This window comes from Actinomycetota bacterium, from assembly GCA_019347575.1.
Lineage (GTDB): Bacteria > Actinomycetota > Nitriliruptoria > Nitriliruptorales > Nitriliruptoraceae > JAHWKY01.
Genome location: JAHWKY010000025.1, coordinates 41807 through 61087, shown reverse-complemented (window position 1 = coordinate 61087; position 19281 = coordinate 41807). Strand labels below are relative to the sequence as shown.

Sequence of the window (19281 nt, the reverse complement as noted above, 5' to 3'; positions counted from 1 at the left end):
CAGCACCGGCGTAACCGGGCCGCGCTCTCGCCCGTAATCCCTTATCAGAGCCATCGGATCGCGTCGCGGCGCGCCCGTGGCGGCGTCGGACGGAGGCCGAGCGGTGAGGATCGTGGTCGTGGACGATCACGCGATCGTGCGCGAGGGGCTCGCCACGGTGATCTCCGACTCGCCCGACTTCGACGTCGTCGGTCAGGCCGGCAGCGCGGAGGAGGCGCTGGCCGTGGTCGAGCGGACGCGGCCGGACTGCGTCCTGGTCGACATGCGACTGCCCGGACGGAGCGGGATGCAGCTCTGCGCCGAGCTGCGACGGCGCGACCGTGGCGTGCTCACCCTGCTCGTCTCCAGCCTCCCGTCGACCGACGACCTGCTGTCCGGGCTCGACGCCGGCGCGCGCGGCTTCGTGGTCAAGGAGTCCGACCCGTCGCTGCTCATCCAGGCGCTGAAGGCGCTCGAGGCCGGCCACCACTTCCTCGACCCGCGTGTCGCCAGCACGGTCGTGCGCTTCGCCGTCACTCGGCCCCGTCGTCAGACCCACCCCTTCGGGCTGACGACCCAGGAGTTGCGGGTCGTCAGCTACCTGCCGTCGGGGTTCACCAACCGCGAGATCGCCACCGAGCTGGGCATCGGGCTCAACACGGTCAAATCGCACGTGCACCGGGCGCTTCAGAAGCTCGGCGCCAAGGACCGCGCCGAGGCCGCGTCCATCGTGCTGCGCGAGGGCCTCGTGTGACGCGGCGATCGGCTGCTCCCGCCCGGTCCCGCGTAACTGTCGGGCCCCCTCAGCCGTACCAGTAGGTAGAGGGCGAAGGCCGAGATGGAGGCGATCGGGTGTCACGGCACGCGGTGAGGTACGCGCGCGGGTCGGCCGCGCTCTTAGCCACGCTCGTGTCCGGGCTCGTCCTCGCGCTGCTCCCGGCCGTGCCCGCCAGCGCGCAACTGCCCATCACCACCGTGGACATCGGCGGCGGGGCGATCCACGAGGGCGACGACGGCACCAAGTTCATGGCGTTCCGCGCCGTGCTGCGACAGCGCGTCGACACGACCGTCACGGTGCAGTACCAGACGGCGGATGTCGGCAGCGCGACTGGAGGCAGCAGCCCCGGTCCGGGTGTCGACTACCTCCACCAGAGCGGCACGCTCACGTTCAACGCCGGAGATGTGCGGCCCAGTCCGGACCCGATCCTGGTGCCCATCAGGGGCGACACCGACCCCGAGGCCGACGAGATCTTCGAGGTCAAGCTGACGACGCTGGTCCAGACCACGAGCCTCGGAGTGAGAACGGGCGTGGGTCGCATCATCGACGACGACGACCCCACCCTGACCCTGGTCTACCCCGCTGCGTCACCACCGCCCAGCGAGGGCGATGCGGTCGTGTCGTTCGAGGTCGAGGCCGACGCCATCAACGACCACCGTGTCATGACCGTCGACTGGCGCACGGTGGATCCGGCCAGCGCCGACGCCGCGCAGCCGGGGGTCGACTACGCGCGCGTGGCGCGCGGCACGGTGACCATCCCGCGTGGCTCGACCAAGGCCGCGGTCGAGGTCCCGCTGATCGACGACACCCTCGACGAGGCCGCCGAGGACGTGACCGTCGAGCTGATCGCGAACTCCGCGAGCGGGGCGTCGGTCGGGGCGACCGACACGGCGACGGTAGCGATCCAGGACGACGACCTGCCCATCCTGTCCATCGACCAGGACCCTGACCCGACCGTGGAGCCCGGCAGCGAGGAGGCGGCGACCGCCACGTTCGTCATCACGGTCGCCGGCGAGCTGGAGGCGCCTGCGACGGTGATGTACGAGACCGTCGCGGTGACCGCGACGGCCGGCGAGGACTTCGACGCGGTGCCACCCACGGAGCTGGAGCTGGCGCCCGGAACCGGGACGTTGGCCTCGATCGACGTCCGGGTCCTCGGGGACGGCGCCGTCGAGGGCGACGAGACGTTCCAGGTACGGCTGACCGGACCGGTGGGGGTGCGGCTGGGGCAGGACACGGCGACGGCCACGATCGTCGACACCGACAGCCCGCCGCAGGTCAGGATCGGCGACGCGGGGACGGTGACGGAGGGCGCGGGCGCCACCGCCCGCTTCCCCGTGACCCTGGGCCGCCCCACCACCGAGGACGTCGACGTCACCCTCCAGGTCGTCAACGGCACGACCACCTCCGGGGACTACAGCGTGGCCACCCCCACGGTCACCATCCCGGCGGGAGAGACGAGCACCGAGTTCCCGGTGGCGATCACCAACGACACCGCCGCCGAGGACCACGAGACCTTCCACGCCGACATCGCAGGGGTGAGCGCTGACGCCGTCATCGGCTCGCCGTCACGCGGCACGGCGACGATCGTCAGCGACGACGGCCCGACCCTCAGCGTGCAGGATCCGGCTGCCATCGACGAGGGCGACGGGACCGGCACCACGCAGATGAGCTTCCCGGTGACCCTGACCGGTAGCGGGCACACCGGCACCGTGACCGCGGCGTGGACCACGGTGGACGGCACGGCGACCGCGATCGACGGTGACTACATCCCGGCACAGGGCATAGTCACGTTCCCGGTGGGCGTGACCGAGCAGACCATCACGGTGCTCGTGGCCGCCGACGACCGGGACGAGGGCGGCAACGCCGAGACCGAGGCCGTCGAGACCGTTCAGGTCACGATCTCCGATGCGCGCTACGGCAAGATCGGGAACGCCACCGGCTCGGGCGACATCACCGACGACGACCACTTCCCGCTCCTGGACATCGCCGACGTCCGCGTCCAGGAGGGTGACAGCGGCACCGCCCAAACGGTGTTCCGCGTGGAGCTGTCCGATGCGACCGACGCCGACGTCACGATCGCGTACCGCACCGTCGACGGGACCGCCATCAGCGGCACCGGTGACTACACCGCGGAGGCCACGACCCCGTTCGTCCCGGCGGGCCAGAGGCACACCGACATCACCGTGGACGTCACCGCCGACGCCATGGCCGAGATCAACGAGACGTTCGCGCTGCTGCTCACGCGCGCCCGCAACGTCGACCTCCCCACCCCCGAGGACACGCAGACCACCGACCAGGCGCGTCGCGGGACCGGCACGATCCTCAACGACGACGGCCCCCACCTGCGCATCGGCGACGCCTCCACGCTCGAGCGCGACGGGAACGAGACCCACCCGCTGAACTTCGAGGTCCACCTCCTGGAGGGCGGGAACAACACCGTCACCGTGTCCTTCGCGACCGGCAACGGCGAGGTCGAGGACGACGGCGCCCGCGGCGGAGATTCGGCGGATCCTCCCCTCGGCGACGTGGACTTCGTGCACCACGCCGGGACCGTCACGTTCGCACCGGGCGAGGCGACGAAGACCGTCCCGGTGTCGATCGTCGGCGACGACCACGCGGAGGCCACCGAGTGGTTCAGGGTCGCGCTGAGCGAACCCGCCACCGAGACCACCGCGACCGCCGCGACGCTGCTCGACGGCGAGGGCATCGGCACGATCGTCAACGACGATGGCAAGGAGATCAGGATCGCGGATGTCCAGGTCGTCGAGGGCGACAGTGGACGCACGGACGCTCGTCTGGAGGTGACCCTGGACGAGCCCTCGACACACGAGGTGACGGTCGACTACTCCACCCACGGCGTGACCGCGATCGAGGGCGCGGACTTCGAGGCGACGTCGGGCAGGCTCACCGTCCCGGGCACGATCATCGTCCCCGTCATCGGCGACACGTTCGACGAGGGTGACCACACGTTCGAGGTCCGGCTGTCGCGACCGCGGTTCGGCGAGCTCGTCGACGACGTCGCGACCGTCACCATCCGCGACGACGACGGCGATGGTGGCGGGACCACCGGCGGATCCACGGGTGGCTCTACCGGCGACGGCACCGACGGAACGACCGGCGACGCCACCACTGGTGGGACCACGGGCGACACGACCGGGGGGACGACAGGCGACACCACGGGCGGTACGACCGGCTCCGGTGCGCCCCTGCCCCAGCGCTCGGCCGGGCTCGACCGCATCAGCACGGCGATCGCCGTCTCACGCGACCACTGGATCCGTGCCGACGCTGCTGTGCTGGCCACGGCCCGCAACTACCCCGACGCACTCGCCGCCGCAGCCATCGCACACGGGCTCGAGGGGCCGCTGCTCCTGACGGACGTCGATGCGCTCCCGGAGGCCGTCCTGAGCGAGCTTCGACGCCTCGAGGTGTCGCAGGTCTGGATCATGGGCGGTCCCATGGCCATCTCCACGGTGGTCGAACGCCAGCTCCGCGAGGCTGGGCTCGACGTCGTGCGCGTCGCCGGGCGTGACCGGTTCGAGACCGCGGCGTTGGCGGCGCGCTCGATCGGCCTGCCCCCGAACGGCGACGTGTCGCTCGCCCTCGGCGTCCACACCGTGCCGGACCGTGCCTGGCCGGACGCGCTGTCGGCAGGGTCGCTGGCGGCGACACCGGCGCAGCTACCGACGCTGCTGACGCACGGCAACGGCCTGCCGGGCGTCACCGCCGGCGAGCTACGCGCTCTCGGCGCACGCGAGGTGCAGCTGCTGGGCGGTCCCGCGGCGGTCTCCTCCGACGTCGTCGCGGCGTTGCGCGCATCGGGCCACGCCGTCACCCGCCTGGAAGGGTCGACGCGCTACGGCACCTCCGTGGCGGTCGCCGAGGAGGCCCTCGCCCGCCATGGGCCGGGCCGCATCCCGGTCGTGTTCGCCACCGGGGAGGACTTCCCCGACGGGCTCACGGCCGGCGCGCTCGCCGCCCAGCTCGGAGGCGTGATCGTGCTCGTCCCGAGCGATCACCTCGCCACGGCGCCCGAGGTGAGCGCGTTCCTGCGTGCTCACCGCGAACGGCTCGGCGGCGCCGTGATCGTCGGGGGGCCGGTCGCGGTGTCCGAGGCCGTCCGCCAGCAGCTCGCCACGGCCCTGGGCGGCGGCTGAGCCGAGCCCCATCCTCGAGGAGAACCCGTTGACCTCCCGACCCCGTTACGCCGCCGCTCTCACGGCCGCCGCGTTGCTCTCCGGCGCCCTCGTCGGCTCGGCCTCGCCCGCTGCCGCCGACGACCCCCCGACGCTGACCGTGAGCGACACCACCATCGCCGATCCGACCGAGGGCAACAGCGGGAGCAAGGAGTTCACGTTCGACGTGACCCTCACCGGGACGGTCACGGAGGACGTCGTCGTCAGCGCGAGGACGTTCGCGGGCTCAGCCTCGGTCGTTTCCGACTTCACCGACACGCTCCAGGAGCTGACCTTCACCGAGCCGGGGACGCAGGAGGTCGCCGTTCCCGTGCACGGCGACCACGTCCAGGAGGCCGACGAGGACTTCATCGTCCGCATCTCGAGCGCCACCCCCGGCGTCGTCATCGCGGACCACACCGGCGTCGCCGTCATCGTCAACGACGACGGCCCCGAGGTCCGGATCGAGGGGCCCTCCGAGCCGGTCACCGAGCCCGCCGCCGATGCGGATCCGAGGATCGCACGGTTCACGATCATCGCGACCGATCGAGGCGGCTCGACCCAGTTCCAGGAGGACGTCGTCGTCACCTACGCGACCGTCCCCGTCGATGGGGGCGCGGAACCGGGGGAGGACTACGAGCACGTCGAGGGCACCGCAACGCTCGCCCCGCCCGCGGAGGGCGAGGATGCCACCGAGTTCGAGATCGAGGTCCCGATCCTCGGCGATGCCATCTACGAGGGCGGGGACACCGAGGAGTTCACGGTCGCGCTGTCGGGACTCGCCAACGGCGTGTGGAAGCTCGACGGCGAGGATCCGCTCGACGTCGCCATCGGGCTCATCGGGGAGCGCGACGACCCGCCCGACCTGTCCATCCTCGACGCCGACGTCATCGAGGGCGACGAGGGCCAGACCACCACCGCGCTGGTGACGGTCGCGCTGTCCCAGCTCAGCACCGACCCGGTGTCGTTCACCTACTCCACCCGTGACGGCACCGGAGCCAACGCCGCCAAGGTGAGCCAGGACGACTACACCCCGATCGCGGCCGGCGCCGCCGCGGCCGTGCCGCCCCTGTCCCGCACGACCACCGTCGAGGTCGAGGTCATCGGCGACGACGACCACGAGGACAACGAGGTGTTCATCGTCGACCTGGCCCTCGCCGATGGCGAGGACGGCGCAGCCCTCGACCCCGAGGACGCCGAGGGCAACGTCACGATCCGCAACGACGAGGGGATCGTCATCACCGTCGACGACGTGACCGCGCCCGAAGGCGCCGCGGGCACGACCACGCCGTTCGAGTTCACCGTGTCGCTGTCGGAGGCGGTCGACACCGATGTCGAGGTCGGCTACACCACCGCGGACGGCAGCGCCACCGCGACGGTCGATTACGTCCCGGTCACGGACGCCGACGCGGCGGTCACGATCCCGGCGGGCGACACGTCTGCCGCCGTGACCGTCGACGTCATCGGCGACGACTACGCCGGGTTCCACGAGTACTTCCACCTCGACCTCACCGCGACCACGCCCGGGTTCCCGGGTCCGACGATCATGCGAGCGCGCGGTGTCGGCACCCTGCTCAACGACGACGGAGGCGACCTGACGGTCGACGACGTGACCGTCAAGCGCAACGAGGGGGGCGTGCTGAAGGCGGAGTTCCAGGTGAAGCTGTCGGAGGCGTCGACCTGCGACGACAAGTTCCACGAGGAGTCCGGATGCGACGTCCTGGTCGGCTACCGCACCGTCGACGGCAGCGCCAAGGCGGGCACCCACTACACCCACATCGAGGGCACCCTGCGCATCCCGCGCGGCGCCAAGACGGGCACCATCACGGTCGACGTCGCTGGCGGCACCAATCCCGCCCCGACACGCAAGTTCACCCTCGAGCTCGACCCGGCGCAGTTCGCCCGCACGGCGGACACCTCGGTGACGGCGACCATCCTCAACGACGTCGGGCCCACGCTGACCATCGGCGACGTGACCGTCGACCGCCCCGCGAGCGGCACGACCGACGCGCGCTTCCCGGTCACGCTGTCCAAGGCGACCACCGACACCGTCAAGGTGCGCTTCACCACCGTGGACGGGACCGCGAAGGCCGGCGAGGACTACGTGAAGCGGTCGGGCACGCTGACGATCCCGCCTGGGACGAAGACGGGGACGATCGAGATCGAGGTCGTCGGTGACCCCGACAAGACCGGCGCCGACCAGACCTTCGAGGTCGCGCTGTCCGACCCGGACTTCGCGCGCCTCGGCAAGGACGCGGTCGGGAAGGCCACGATCGACAACCCGCCGGACCCGACCGACGGTGATGGAGGCGGCGGCGGCACGCCCCCGCCGGTGGGCGAGGTCGTGCGCACCTGGGGCGACGCCCGCATCACCACCGCGGTCGCGGTGTCACGCGACCACTGGGCCACGGCGACCGACGCGGTCCTGGCGACCGCGTGGAACTACCCCGACGCGCTCGCGGCCGGCGCGCTCGCCGCGAAGCTGGGCGCCCCGCTGCTGCTGACCGACCGCGAGGCCCTGCCCGACGAGGTCGCCGCCGAGCTGGCCCGGCTGGGGGCCGGCCGCGTGTGGGTGATGGGCGGCACCGAAGCGGTGTCGCAGGCGGTCGAGGACGCCGTGGTCGATGCCGGCCACGAGGTGCGTCGGCTCGCCGGTGACGACCGCTTCGAGACCGCCGCCCTCGTCGCTGCCGCGGTCGGGGCGTCGCCTGGAGGCGAGGTGCAGATCGCGCTCGGCATCCACGAGGTCGAGGACCGCGCCTGGCCCGATGCCCTCGCCGCCGGGGCGCTGGCGGCGAGCCCCGACGGACTGCCGACGCTGCTCACCCACGGGGAGAGCCTGACGCGAGCCACGATGGACGCGCTGGAGACCCTCGACGCGACGCGCGTATACCTGCTCGGCGGCACCGCCGCGATCTCGCCCAACGTCGCCGCGCAGCTCGAGACGCTCGGCTACGAGGTGGTGCGCCTCGCGGGCGATGACCGCTGGGGCACGTCGGCAGCGGTCGCCACCGAGGCTCTCAGCCGCCATGCCGGCGATCGTGTCCCGGTGGTCTTCGCCACCGGCCGCAACTTCCCCGACGGGCTCGCGGCGGGCGCTCTGGCCGCCCGGCTCGGTGCGCTCGTCGTGCTGCTGCCGCCCGACGATCTCGGGGGGGCGGCCGCCGTGCGCGACCTGCTGTCCACGAACCGGGCACGGTTCGGCGGCGGCGTGGTCGTCGGCGGCCCAGCGGCGGTGACGGACGCGGTGCTCTCCCAGCTCCGGGACGCGCTGACGTCCGGCTGAACGACCGACGATCTCACCGATCGTCCAGGGGAGAGTTCACCTGTGTAGCGGGCCATCGTTCCCCCGGATGACGGGGGTACCGCTCACGACGGGGCCTGAGGGAGCCTGGCGGCCAGCCACCGCTCGGACCTCCGCTCGTGATCCGTCTGCTCCTCGCCGAGGCGCACCCCATGCTCCGGCAGGGCCTCCTGGCCCTGTTCGCCGACGCCGCGGTCCCCGACGACGACCCGGCCACGATCGACGTGGTCGCGGACGTGACCACACTCGATGACGCCCGCGGACACGTCGAGACAGGCGATCTGGACGTCGTGCTCGTCGACGAGCAGCTCCCGGGCGGCGACGTGCTCGGCTTCGTGCGCTCGGTGGCACGAGACCACCAGGACGTGCGCACGGTCGTGCTCTCCGGCGACCCCTCCGACGCCCGGATGCTGGCGTTCCTGCGCGCGGGAGCGGCCGGCTACGTGGCCCAGCACTCCCATCCCAGCGTCGTCTACCACGCCGTCCTGGCTGCGGGCACGGGCGGGACCTTCATCGACCCGGGGCTCGCGGGACGGCTGGTGACCCTGGCGGCGCGCGGGAGCCGGGCCCGAGGTCCCCACGGCCTGACGGTGCAGGAGATCCGAGTGCTCGGGTTGCTCGCCGACGACCTCACGAACCGCGAGATCGGCGAGCGACTCGGCATCTCGCACGAGACCGTCAAGACCCACCTCGCCAACGCGCTGAGCAAGATCGGGGCGCGCGACCGCGTCGAGGGCGCCGAGATCGTCCGCCGCGACGGGCTCGGATAGGCAGATCCGGAACTCGGCGTAACTCCGAGCCCCCCTCGTCCGTATGTACAGGTAGAGGGAGCCTTTGCGGGAGGGCGCAGGATGATCCGGGTTGCGGTCGTGGACGGCCAGTCGCTGATGCGGGCGGGGATCGTCGCCTGCCTCGCCGAGGCCGCGGGCATCACTGTCGTGGGCGCAGGCGGCCAAGTTGTCGACATCGTGGTGCACGGACCGGATCCCGACGTGGTCGTGGCATCCGGCAACGACGTCGCCAGCATCGACCTCGCCCCGATCCGGCTCGGGTGGTCCGCGGCGGCGGTGGTCCTGTACGTGTCGTCGTCGGGCCTGCACGGCTACCAGGAGGCGCTCCGGGACGGCGTCGCCGCCGTCGTGGCGAGGGAGACGCCGGCGGCGGAGCTGCTCACCGCCGTGCGCGAGGCGGCGACCGGCCGTGCCCACCTGGCCCTGGGGCCAGCGACGGCGCCCGTCGTCGAGGTGGTCGACCGCGACCGGACGCTGACACGGCGCGAGCGCGACGTGCTCCGCGTGGTCGCCGCCGGGCTGTCCAACCGTGACGTCGCCGAGCAGCTGCGCATCTCCGAGCACACGGTCAAGACCCACCTGCACCACGCCATGCGCAAGCTCCAGGTCGACACCCGCGCGGCCGCCGTGCACCACGCGGCCCTGAACGCGCTCATCTGAGCCGCGGCTATTTCCAGATCCCGCGTAATGCGCGGGGGTGCTCATCCGTACTACTAGGTGAGGGGTTCTCGGGAGCGAGGGATCGGGAGAGGAGCCGCGATGCCGGTTGAACACGCCGAGGGGACGGTCATCGACCTGAGCGCCGCCGAGCAGCGGATCAGGGCCGCCGGTCCGGGCGAACCGGATCAGTCGGGCGTGATCGCACCGGTCACGGCCCCCGGCGGGGACCTGCTCCACAGGGTCGCGCTGACCCTCAACTCGACCCTGGAGCTGCGCGAGGTCCTGCACAACCTGGCCGGGATGGCCCTCGAGGCCACCGACGCGGCCCGGTGCAGCCTGTTCCTGATCGAGGACGGGACGCTCGAGCCAACGGTCGCCATCGGCACCGTTCCCGACGAGGACCTGTGGGCCGCCTTCCAGGACATGGGGCCGATCGACCTCGAGCGCGTGGCGGCACTGTGGGGCCACCTCCTCGAGGGCGACCCCGTGGCGATCGCGGACGCCTCGCAGTCATCGCTCATCCCGCGCGAGTGGATCGACCGGTTCACGGTGCAATCGCTGGCGCTGATCCCGCTAGCCGACCGGGCCGCACCCTGCGGGGTCATGGCGATCGACTACCAGCACACCCACGACTTCGCGCCAGGCGAGCTCGAGCTGCTGTCGTCGATCGGCACCTACGCGGGGATGGCGGTGCGCAACGCCCGCCTCTACGAGGCCACGCGCCGCCGGGCGGCGGTGCAGGAGGCGCTCGCGCGCGGGGCAGGCGCACTGGCGTCGCACCTTGGCGTCGCCGAGATCGCCGAGACGCTCGTGGACGCCTACGCCGACCTGCTCGGGGCGCGGGTGTGCGGCGTGGGCCTGTTCGACGACAACTACACCCGCATCACGCCCGTCGCGACCCGTGGGACCCGTTCCAGCGAGGGGCCGTACCCGGTGACGCGAGTGACGCCCCAGGTGGTCGAGACTGTGACGACGGCGTGGACCAGGCGGGTCGAGCCGTTGGAGTTCGACAACGACCCCTACTTCGACGATCTCGCGGAGCAGAGCCTGGAGGGCGAGGAGCGCCCGAGCCGCTACCTGCTGATCCCGCTCGTGGTGGAGCAACGCGTCCGGGGCGCCATCGTGCTCGGGTTCGATCACCGCGCCGACCTGGGCGCCGAGGCGCGCGAGGCCGCCACCGCCCTGGCCGCCATCGCCGCAGCCGCGATGGACCGCACCGGCCTCCTCGAGCGGCTGTCGCGGCAGGTCCGACGCATCGAGATCCTCTACGCGCTGAGCACCAACCTCGCCGAGGGCGCCAGTGCCGACAGCCTCGTCGCCGAGCTCAACCGGCTGCTGCACGGCTACGGCGTCGAGGTCGTGAGCTTGAGCTTCCGCGACAAGGCGCTGGCGCAGCTCCTCCGTGGAGCCACGATGACCCGCGCCGAGCGCGCGGCTGTGGGAGGCGCACAGGCCGTGCCTCAGAGCGACGACACCCTCGTCGTGCCGATGCGCCTCGGTCGCCGCCTCGTGGGCGCCCTGCGCGTGCGCCCGGCCGACGTCGAGGACGAGGACCGCTCGTTCGTGGAAGCGCTGGCGCGGGGTGTGGCCGAGGTGACGAACCGCTGGGCGCTGCGCAGCGCCCTCGAGGAGGCCGCCCTCGAGCAGGCCGTCGCCGACGAGCGCGAACGCATCGCGGCCGACCTGCACGACTCGGTGGGACAGTTGTTCGTCGCGCTCGGGCTGATGACCCGCCGTGACCGCGAGCAGCTCCCGGACGGGTCCCGGTTCGTGGAGCGGTTCACGCGGTTGGTCGACCTCGCCGACCGTGGCAAGTGGGAGATCGACCAGGCCATCCGGGCGCTGACGTTCATGCCCGCATCGCAGCGCGGCCTGGCCGTGGCGCTCCGGGACCGTGTCGATTCCCTGGAGGCCGACAGCGGCATCCAGGTCGACTTCGACATCGCGGGCTCTCCCGTCCGGCTCGCGCCCCGGATCGAGCGCGCCCTGTACCGCATCGCGCACGAGGCGCTCACCAACGCCTGGCGTCACGCCCGCGCTGGCTCGGTCGAGGTCGTGCTGACCTTCGGCAGGGCCGACGTCTCGCTGCGGGTGCGCGACGACGGCGTCGGCTTGCCCGGATCGGTGGAACCGCCCACCGGTGTCGGCACGGCCAGCATGCGCCGCGCCATCGACGAGGTCGGTGGCCGGCTGAGCATCGCCAACGTCGAGGCCGGTGGCGTGCTGGTCGAGGCGGTCGTGCCGCGCGAGCTGCGTTAGGAGTGGCCGTGGTCCGCATCGTGGTGATCGACGACCACCCCATCGTGCGTGAGGGGTTGGTGACGGTCCTGTCGGACGAGCCCGACTTCGAGATCGTCGGCGAGCACGACACGGCGGAGCACGCGATGTCGGCACTCGCGGTCGAGAAGCCGGACGTGGTCGTCATCGACTACCGCCTGCCGGGCATCAGCGGCATCGACGCGTGCCGGTCGTTCCGCGAGCGCGACGGCCGCTGCCGCGTCGTGGTGCTCACCAGTTTCCCCCGTGATGCCACCGTCACGGAGGCCTTCACCGCCGGTGCGCACGGCTTCCTCGTCAAGGAGTCCGAGCCGGCCGTCATGCGCGAGGCGGTCCGGTGCGTCGCCGCCGGCGGGACGTTCATCGACCCCAAGATCGCGGGGCGGCTGGTGTCGCATGCGATGGCGGGGCGGCGCACCCGCGGCCCGTTCGGCCTGTCGTCGCAGGAGCGGCGCGTCCTGGAGTACCTGCCGTCCGGGGCGACCAACGCCCAGATCGGGCTCCAGCTCGGCATCGCCGAGGAGACCGTCAAGAGCCACCTGCGCAAGGCCCTGCGCAAGCTCGAGGTGTCCGACCGCAAGGAAGCCGTCGACGTGATCCGTCGCAAGGGGCTGGTGTGAGGTGGGCGTGAGCGCTGCCGGTCATCGACGGGGGAGTACCTCACCCGGGTCGTCGGCGTCGGCCCCCCGGACGGTGGAAGCCGCCGGGTCGGCGTCCGCGTACACGGGGGGTGGAGTGCGTACCCGCGTCCGCGGACGGGGGCGGGGCGCGCTCGCACGCGCGCGCCCCGCGCGGGTGCGCTGGCCAGCGCGGAGGGAAGACGTGACCAACGTGGTGGTCATAGTCGCCCACAGCGTCGAGCGCGACGGCACCGTCAAGCTGCTCACCATGGATCCCCGGATCCACGTGGTCGGGCGGGCCGAGAACGTCGAGTCGGCGATGCTCGACATCCGCCGCAAGCATCCCGAGGTCGTGCTCGTGGAGTTCCACCTTCCGGGGATCAGCGGGGCGCAGGCCATCATCAAGATCCGCGAGGCGCAGCCCACGGCCCGGGTCGTGGTGCTGAGCGAGTACGACACCGAGCCCATCATGCTGGCCGCGTTCGGGGCCGGGGCGAAGGGTTTCGTGGTCAAGCAATCGTCCCCGAGCCTGTTGCGCCACGCCGTCCACGCCACCGCCGGCGGCGGGACCTACGTGGACCCGCTGCTCGCGCGCAAGCTCGTCGAGCTCGCCACGAAGGGCAAGCGCGCCAAGGGCCCCCACGGCCTGACGCTGCAGCAGATGCGCGTCCTCGAGCACCTGGCGCGCGGCATGACCAACCGTCAGATCGCCGAGCAGCTCGGACTCGGCACCGAGACCGTCAAGAGCCACGTCCGCGCGATCATGACCAAGCTCGACATCCGTGGCCGCGCCAAGCTCGCCGCCGAGGCGAAGAAGCGCGGCCTGGCGTGAGATCACCTCGGTTGTCGTTGGGGACGGTCGGGGCGGGCAGCGTTCGAGCACGGATCTGTCATCTGCGCGTAACCATCTGGCCTGCTCATCCGTACTACTAGATGAGGGGGCGGCGGTGCCGCCACGTACATGTGGGAGAAACCATGAAGACCTACAGGTTCATCACCGCGCTGGTCACAGCGCCAGCGCTCTTCGTTCCGCTCGTCGCCGCGCATGTACCCGACGACTGCCGCGTTATCGATGCTAGGGATCCTGACGATCACGAGGACGATGTCGTGGTGTGCAGGGTCGACACGTGGTTCCACGCGCCTGAGACGGATGAGCCTGTTGCGAGGTTTGGCAACGCGGGCGCGCTCGTCGAAGAACTGCCGACCTGGTCCACCGACGCACCAGCCGCTGCTCCCGACGGTGGTGCAGGATACGTCGGCCTCAATATCCTGCACAACCTTCCACCCCAGGCGGGCACGAAGTTCCACCCTGCCGGTGGCCCCACGTTCGAAGGAACCTTCACAGGCCCGATCGACAACCTCGCGGTCACGTTGCATTTCGTCTCACCGAACCGGCAGGCGCTCCAGACGTTGCTGCCCGACTTCGATACCGTCCTCCAGTTGACGATCGACGGCAACCCGTACTTCGAGACGACCGGCGGCAACGGGACGAAGGTCACCGTGGACGCCGCTACCGGTGAGGTTCCCACTGTGCGGTTCGCCTTCATTGGCGTCTATCCGACCATGCTCGCGCAGGGGGCAGACATCGATGCGGATGCGGAGCACACAATCCGGTTGCACATCGCTCCGCTCAGGACGGGCGACGAGACGATGTTCGTCTACGACACCGCCGAGGTGCCCTCCGGCATGGTATTCAACATCGAGCCTCCTTCCTTGTCGGACTTCACGCCGCTCGAGACGAGCTGAGCGACCCACTTCAGCGCCGTCAGTTGTCGCGGGGGGATGCCGTTCACCGTCTGTCTGTTAGGCGGATCTTGCACAGCATCGGGACCTGACGTTGATGGATGCTCGGATCGGTGGGTGAGCTATTCCCCCCTCCCGCGAGTCAATCTCCCCCGGTCGGGTGACGCGCAGCATGAAGCGGTTGTGCGAATGTCCCGCTTGCGGGCTACTGGACCAGCACGTCATGGCGCGGGGATGACGTTGCCGATAGGTAGGTGCCTCGCTAACTGAACCCGAACGATACCCCGCAAGCTGAGGAGCCAACGAACATGAAAACGAAGATTCGAGTTGCATCAGCCGCTGGCCTGGTCGCAGGTTTGATGGTCGCAGGTGCCCTGCCAGCCGGCGCACACAGCGGGGATGAGCTTCGCCACGTCCTGGTCTTCCAGGGCGACGCCGTGGTCGGTGGTCCAACGATCGGCCTGCCAGGGCTGCCCACCCCTGCCGGCCCGTCCGACTGGGCGTTCGCCGCTGGGGCCCCCACCGGTGGCGGGCTCGAGTGCGTGGGCCAGAACCCCTGCGGGACTCCGCTTGGGAACAGCGCGTTCATCCCGGGCAATCCGGACGTCAACGCTAGCACGGACGTTTGCAAGGACTTGGCCGAGATCGTGGGCGGCAACGGCGATGGCGCGGGTCCCGCTGACTGCGTGATCTCGGCCGAAGGGAAGCTGGGGGCCGTTGCGTCCCCGGGTGGTGAGAACCTCGGACCGTGGTGTGGCTTCTCGCAGGGCTACGCTGGCCACGGCAACCTCGCCCTCGACAACACTGGGTACACGGACGGGGCCGGCAACGACCACATCCTCGAGGGCATCGGCTGGCTCGCCAGCGCCGGCAGCATCCTGCCGGTGACCGCGCACTGGCAAGACAACCCGGCCGACGCGACTGCGGATGGCAACGGCACCCTGGTCGCGCTGGTACAGGCGTTCGGCGCGGGTCTAGCAGCCGATTGTGCTGCTGGGACAGCTGGTGTCTTCAACGTTCGTGGGGTCGCGGCAGCGGTCTGACGCGAGCAATGCTCGCTCCCCAGGCGGGAGCGTGAGGTAGCCCTTCTTGGGGGCCGGGCCATGCGCCCGGCCCCCAAGACCTTCTCCAGTACGGACCTCTGGCGGGACAAAGGCACCGGACAGCTCAGCATCCCGCGTAACCAATAGCCGTTCTCGTACGTACTAGTTAGTGAGGGTGGAAAGTGTGCCGCCGCAGAGAACCGGCTAGGGCCGAGGATTTGATCGATGGGTGAACGTAAGCGCAGGAGTCGCACCGGCGCATCGCACCACGTCGCGTCTCGGGCCATGGGCAGCAGCGTGGTGTTGGTCCTGGTCGCGCTGATGTTCGTCTTCACCGTGCCTGCGAGCGGCCAGGAGGTCGGCGAACCGCCAGAGGGTGGCAGTCCCGGCTCCGAAAGGATCCGACTCCTGGACGAGCGCTTGCCGCTCCTGGCGGGTGCAACGGACGCGTCAGACCTCGCGCTCTGGGTCACGGGACGGAGGGCATATCAGCGCGCCGACGCCGCGGCCGGCGGCGACGGGCTGCTCGTCTTCGATCTCGACACGTTCGAACCCCTCGGCCGGGACGACCCCAGTGAGAGGGAGGCGCCAGCGGACTTCGACAGCGTTGTGGTCGACGAGGCAGGCGGGCGGTTGTTCGTGCCTTACCGGACAGCCGGAGTGACGCAGGGTATCGGGCCTCTCGGAGGCTTCTATGTCCTCGATGCGGCGACGCTAGAGACAGTCGATCGCCTGCCGTTCCAGCCTGCCGGCACGGATGGCGTTATCGTCTCTCCGGACCTGCAGGCCATGGCGTACTCAGCGCCCCGGAGCCCCAAGGACACCGGCAAGCTCCACATGGTGATCCAGGACAACCGCGGCCCCAACCCTGAGCGGGCGAACCTCGTTTGGGCGGTTCAGATCGACGCGGCCTCAGGCGAGCACGACTGGATCGTCCGCCTTGAGGCATGTACGAGCATGGGAGACGCCTACGCGGTCTTCCGCGCCCCCGATGCAAACCGGCCGTTCGTCTACGTGAGCTGCTTCGGAGCGGGCGGGACCGCATGGGTCGTCCGGATCGTGCTGGACGAGTCCCCTGACGCGGAGAGCCCTACCATACGTCAGGACCGCTTCCCGGGGCCGCTCCAGGTCATCCGCGTCCTCGCTGACCCATCTGCCGAGCGGATCCACCTCCAGAGTGCCCGAACCTCTGGCGTGTCGTGGTGGGTGTTCGACGGCCACGCCTCCAACTACCTCGGTCAGCTAGGTATCGGCCGCTACAACGAGGTCGAGACCACCGGGGGGATCGACCCCTCCACGGGATTCGTCTACACGTTGGCTCCACGCCGCGCCCAGCATGAAGGGGCGCGTCCGCCCGAGCCTGGCGGCCTGCTGGTCAGCGACGGCCGCAGCCAGAAGGTGGACCAGGGTGTGCGCTTGACCGCGTTCGCCGGGGAGGCGTTCGCGAGCAACACCATGCCAATACATATCGACCCTGCCATGGACGGGAGGCCGGCGCGCGTCTTCATCAGACCAGGTGCGCAGGCGCCCCCGAGTACACGGTGGGCGCCCCACTGGCTCGTCTTTCAGGATGACGGTCTCGAATTCAAGGCAACTGAGTCCAGCGGCTCACTGGCAACGCTGCGTACTCACGACGTGCCGGAGTTACCCGGCGCCACGGATATTGTCTACACCGGCACGGCGCGTGGCTACGGATTCAGATCAATCCTGGTGCGAGGAATCGGCGGAGCCGTGAACGAAGGGGCCGTCGACCAGACGTTCTGGCTAGAGACGACTCAAGAAAGTCTCCGCAATGCTGGAGTTGACGCCACAACGCCGTGCACGGCGTTCGATCGGGAGCTCGTACTCGGTCTCAGCGGTTCCCTCGTGCCCAGTAACCCGCCGGTACTGGATGACCTGGGTACGGCCACAGCCGATGCAACCAGTGCTTGGGCCGACGACGCGACGAAGGACCTCCTCGCGCGGCCGGGCATGCAGTGCCAGCGCGCAGTCGATGTCGGCGCGGAATTGAGCAAGCTCGGGGTGCGGGACCGACCGGACGAACTGGCCCCCACGGTCCAATGGGACCAACAGTTCGCGACCGCTACGTGCTCGGCACCAGATCGCACTACCGACAAGCAGGGGGATGAGATCCTGCGAGGCTTCGCGGCGGAGGTCTCGTGTGGTGCCGCCTCGGTGAACGGGTGGAGTCAAGCCGCCCTGCGCGGCCCCGAGGAAGCCGATGCCGCCAGTGTTGCCGAGGCGTCATCGGTATTCCGAGTGGAGCGTTTGCCAGACGGTGGGGTCGTCGCCCGCATCACATCGGTCGCGAGAGGCGTCGAACTCATCGGCGACCAGGGCGTTGCACGGATCGACGCGGTGAAGGCCCAGGCCGAATCGTGGGCGACTGGCCGTAGCCAACCCGTGGGTCTTCTTGACGATCCGAACTGCGACAGAAGGCGATCAGCTGGTTCGTGCTTCGAGGTCACGTTCAGCGGGGTCACAGTGACAGGACCAACTGGGGAGACGTTCACGTGCGAGCAGTGCGAAACCGAAGAGAACCAGGAGCGCATGGTGGCGGCCATGCAGGCCGCTCTCGGACGTGGCTTCACCGTGACTGTCCGACGCCCCAGTGCCGAACAGGCGGCCGGAGCCGACGATGGATTCGAGGCTGCCATCCAGAAGCCGGACACTGAGAAGTTCGCCGACCAAACGCTCAAGAACGACGACCTCCCCACCGTTCCCGCCCTGGAGGTGGTGCGTGTCGGGGACGGCCGTCGTGGTCGTCAGCGGCAGATCTACCAGTTCGCAGGCGTCGAGACGTCTGTCACGTACGGGATCATCTGCCTGCTGGAGATCATCGACGGTGAGTGCGCGCAGGAGTCCGCCTCGCTATCCATCCACCTCTCCGACCCTGAGGGGCTTCCGCTGGACGGCGGCGTCTTCAACGTAAACACCGACCTCGAGGGCGATGGCGCCATCGGGATCGAGGAGTCGCTCCTCCCGCCGCGGACCTGCACCACGACGGCGGGGGCCTGCGAGTTCAGCTCGATACCAGCAGGGAGCTACGTGGTCACGCAGGTCGCGGCTCCCGCTGGGTACGTGCCTACCGAGGATCCCGTCCCGGTGACGGTTCCCTCGGGAGGTGTTGGTCGCGTCGACGTCGTGAACGGGAAGCTCGCGCTGACCGGCATCGCCGTCAACCTCAGTGACACCGATGGTGACCCACTCCCCGGCGGTGTCCTCGAGATCCACGCCGACGACGGTGACCACGCCAGGAGCGCAGGCGATGTGCGCGTGGCCACGTGCACGACCGATGCGCAGGGACGATGCGTGTTCGTGCCGGAGGCCTCGGCGCCGGAGGTCGTCGACGCGATCGTCCCGCCCGACGAACTTGGCCATGGCTCCACCACCCTCTTGACCGTGCCGCCCGGCGCCTACGTGATCCATCAGGCCTCCGCACCGACCGGGTACCAGCCCACGGACGACGTCGGCTTCGACCTGGGAGAAGGTCAGATCGCCCGGGCCAACCTCGTGAACGGTCCGATGGGTGAGGCTGGCGACGAGGGCGCGGCTGCGCCGTCGGAAACGCCGACTCAGCCTCCGCCAGCGGCCGGGGTGGAACCGGAGGCTCCTTCGGAGCAGGCTCCGCCGGTTGTGTTCGAGGAGGCACTCCCGCCGACGCAACCGGTCGTGACCGTGCAGCAGGCACCTGGACCAGCCGCACCGGTCGTCGCACCGAGCAGCCAGGGGCCGACGACGCTCGTGCAGATCATCCAGTCGCCGGGTGACGCGGCCCGACTCCTGCTGCGTCAACCGAAGGAGGCTGCGGCCTTCGGCGGTCTGACGCTGGTGTTCGGCGCCGCCGTTGCAGGAGCCTGGCGCCGCAGGCTGGTCCTCTGGCTCCTCGCCGCATAGTCCACGCCCCGTAC

Annotated in this window: 11 protein-coding genes; all 11 read left to right on the top strand. The window is 70.4% G+C overall.

What is annotated here, in order from left to right; translation table 11 throughout:
* Positions 1-118: 118 nt before the first annotated feature.
* The 11 genes from KY469_15980 to KY469_15930 all read left to right on the top strand — a co-directional run bounded on the left by KY469_15980 (position 119) and on the right by KY469_15930 (position 19267).
* A complete protein-coding gene (locus KY469_15980; GenBank protein MBW3664600.1) occupies positions 119-733 on the top strand; it encodes a response regulator transcription factor in 615 nt (204 codons plus the stop codon).
* 98 nt (positions 734-831) lie between these two features.
* Entirely contained in the window at positions 832-4914 is a 4083-nt protein-coding gene (locus KY469_15975; protein MBW3664599.1) for a cell wall-binding repeat-containing protein, read from the top strand.
* A 28-nt stretch (positions 4915-4942) separates the two neighbouring features.
* Positions 4943-8218 carry a cell wall-binding repeat-containing protein gene (locus KY469_15970; protein MBW3664598.1) on the top strand — a complete coding sequence of 1092 codons (3276 nt, stop codon included), beginning with the start codon at positions 4943-4945 and terminating at the stop codon, positions 8216-8218.
* Between the two features lie 137 nt (positions 8219-8355).
* Positions 8356-9006 (top strand): response regulator transcription factor, encoded by a 651-nt coding sequence (locus tag KY469_15965; GenBank protein MBW3664597.1) that lies wholly within the window; start codon positions 8356-8358, stop codon positions 9004-9006.
* A gap of 81 nt (positions 9007-9087) precedes the next feature.
* Complete coding sequence (locus KY469_15960) at positions 9088-9687, top strand: response regulator transcription factor (protein ID MBW3664596.1); 600 nt, start codon at positions 9088-9090, stop codon at positions 9685-9687.
* 99 nt (positions 9688-9786) lie between these two features.
* Positions 9787-11946: a GAF domain-containing protein gene (locus KY469_15955; GenBank protein ID MBW3664595.1), complete on the top strand. Its 2160-nt coding sequence runs from the start codon at positions 9787-9789 to the stop codon at positions 11944-11946.
* A gap of 8 nt (positions 11947-11954) precedes the next feature.
* A complete protein-coding gene (locus KY469_15950) occupies positions 11955-12584 on the top strand; it encodes a response regulator transcription factor (protein MBW3664594.1) in 630 nt (209 codons plus the stop codon).
* A 202-nt stretch (positions 12585-12786) separates the two neighbouring features.
* Positions 12787-13416, top strand: a complete 630-nt coding sequence (locus KY469_15945; protein ID MBW3664593.1) for a response regulator transcription factor — start codon at positions 12787-12789, stop codon at positions 13414-13416.
* Positions 13417-13559: 143 nt separating this feature from the next.
* A complete protein-coding gene (locus KY469_15940) occupies positions 13560-14330 on the top strand; it encodes a hypothetical protein (protein MBW3664592.1) in 771 nt (256 codons plus the stop codon).
* 632 nt (positions 14331-14962) lie between these two features.
* A complete protein-coding gene (locus tag KY469_15935) occupies positions 14963-15370 on the top strand; it encodes a hypothetical protein (protein MBW3664591.1) in 408 nt (135 codons plus the stop codon).
* Positions 15371-16576: 1206 nt separating this feature from the next.
* Positions 16577-19267 carry a hypothetical protein gene (locus tag KY469_15930; protein MBW3664590.1) on the top strand — a complete coding sequence of 897 codons (2691 nt, stop codon included), beginning with the start codon at positions 16577-16579 and terminating at the stop codon, positions 19265-19267.
* Positions 19268-19281: the final 14 nt, after the last annotated feature.

Bases quoted from the DNA above. Each gene is read 5' to 3' on its own strand.
- KY469_15960 (MBW3664596.1), top strand. From the start codon at position 9,088: ATGATCCGGGTTGCGGTCGTGGACGGCCAGTCGCTGATGCGGGCGGGG.
- KY469_15955 (MBW3664595.1), top strand. From the start codon at position 9,787: ATGCCGGTTGAACACGCCGAGGGGACGGTCATCGACCTGAGCGCCGCC.
- KY469_15940 (MBW3664592.1), top strand. From the start codon at position 13,560: ATGAAGACCTACAGGTTCATCACCGCGCTGGTCACAGCGCCAGCGCTC.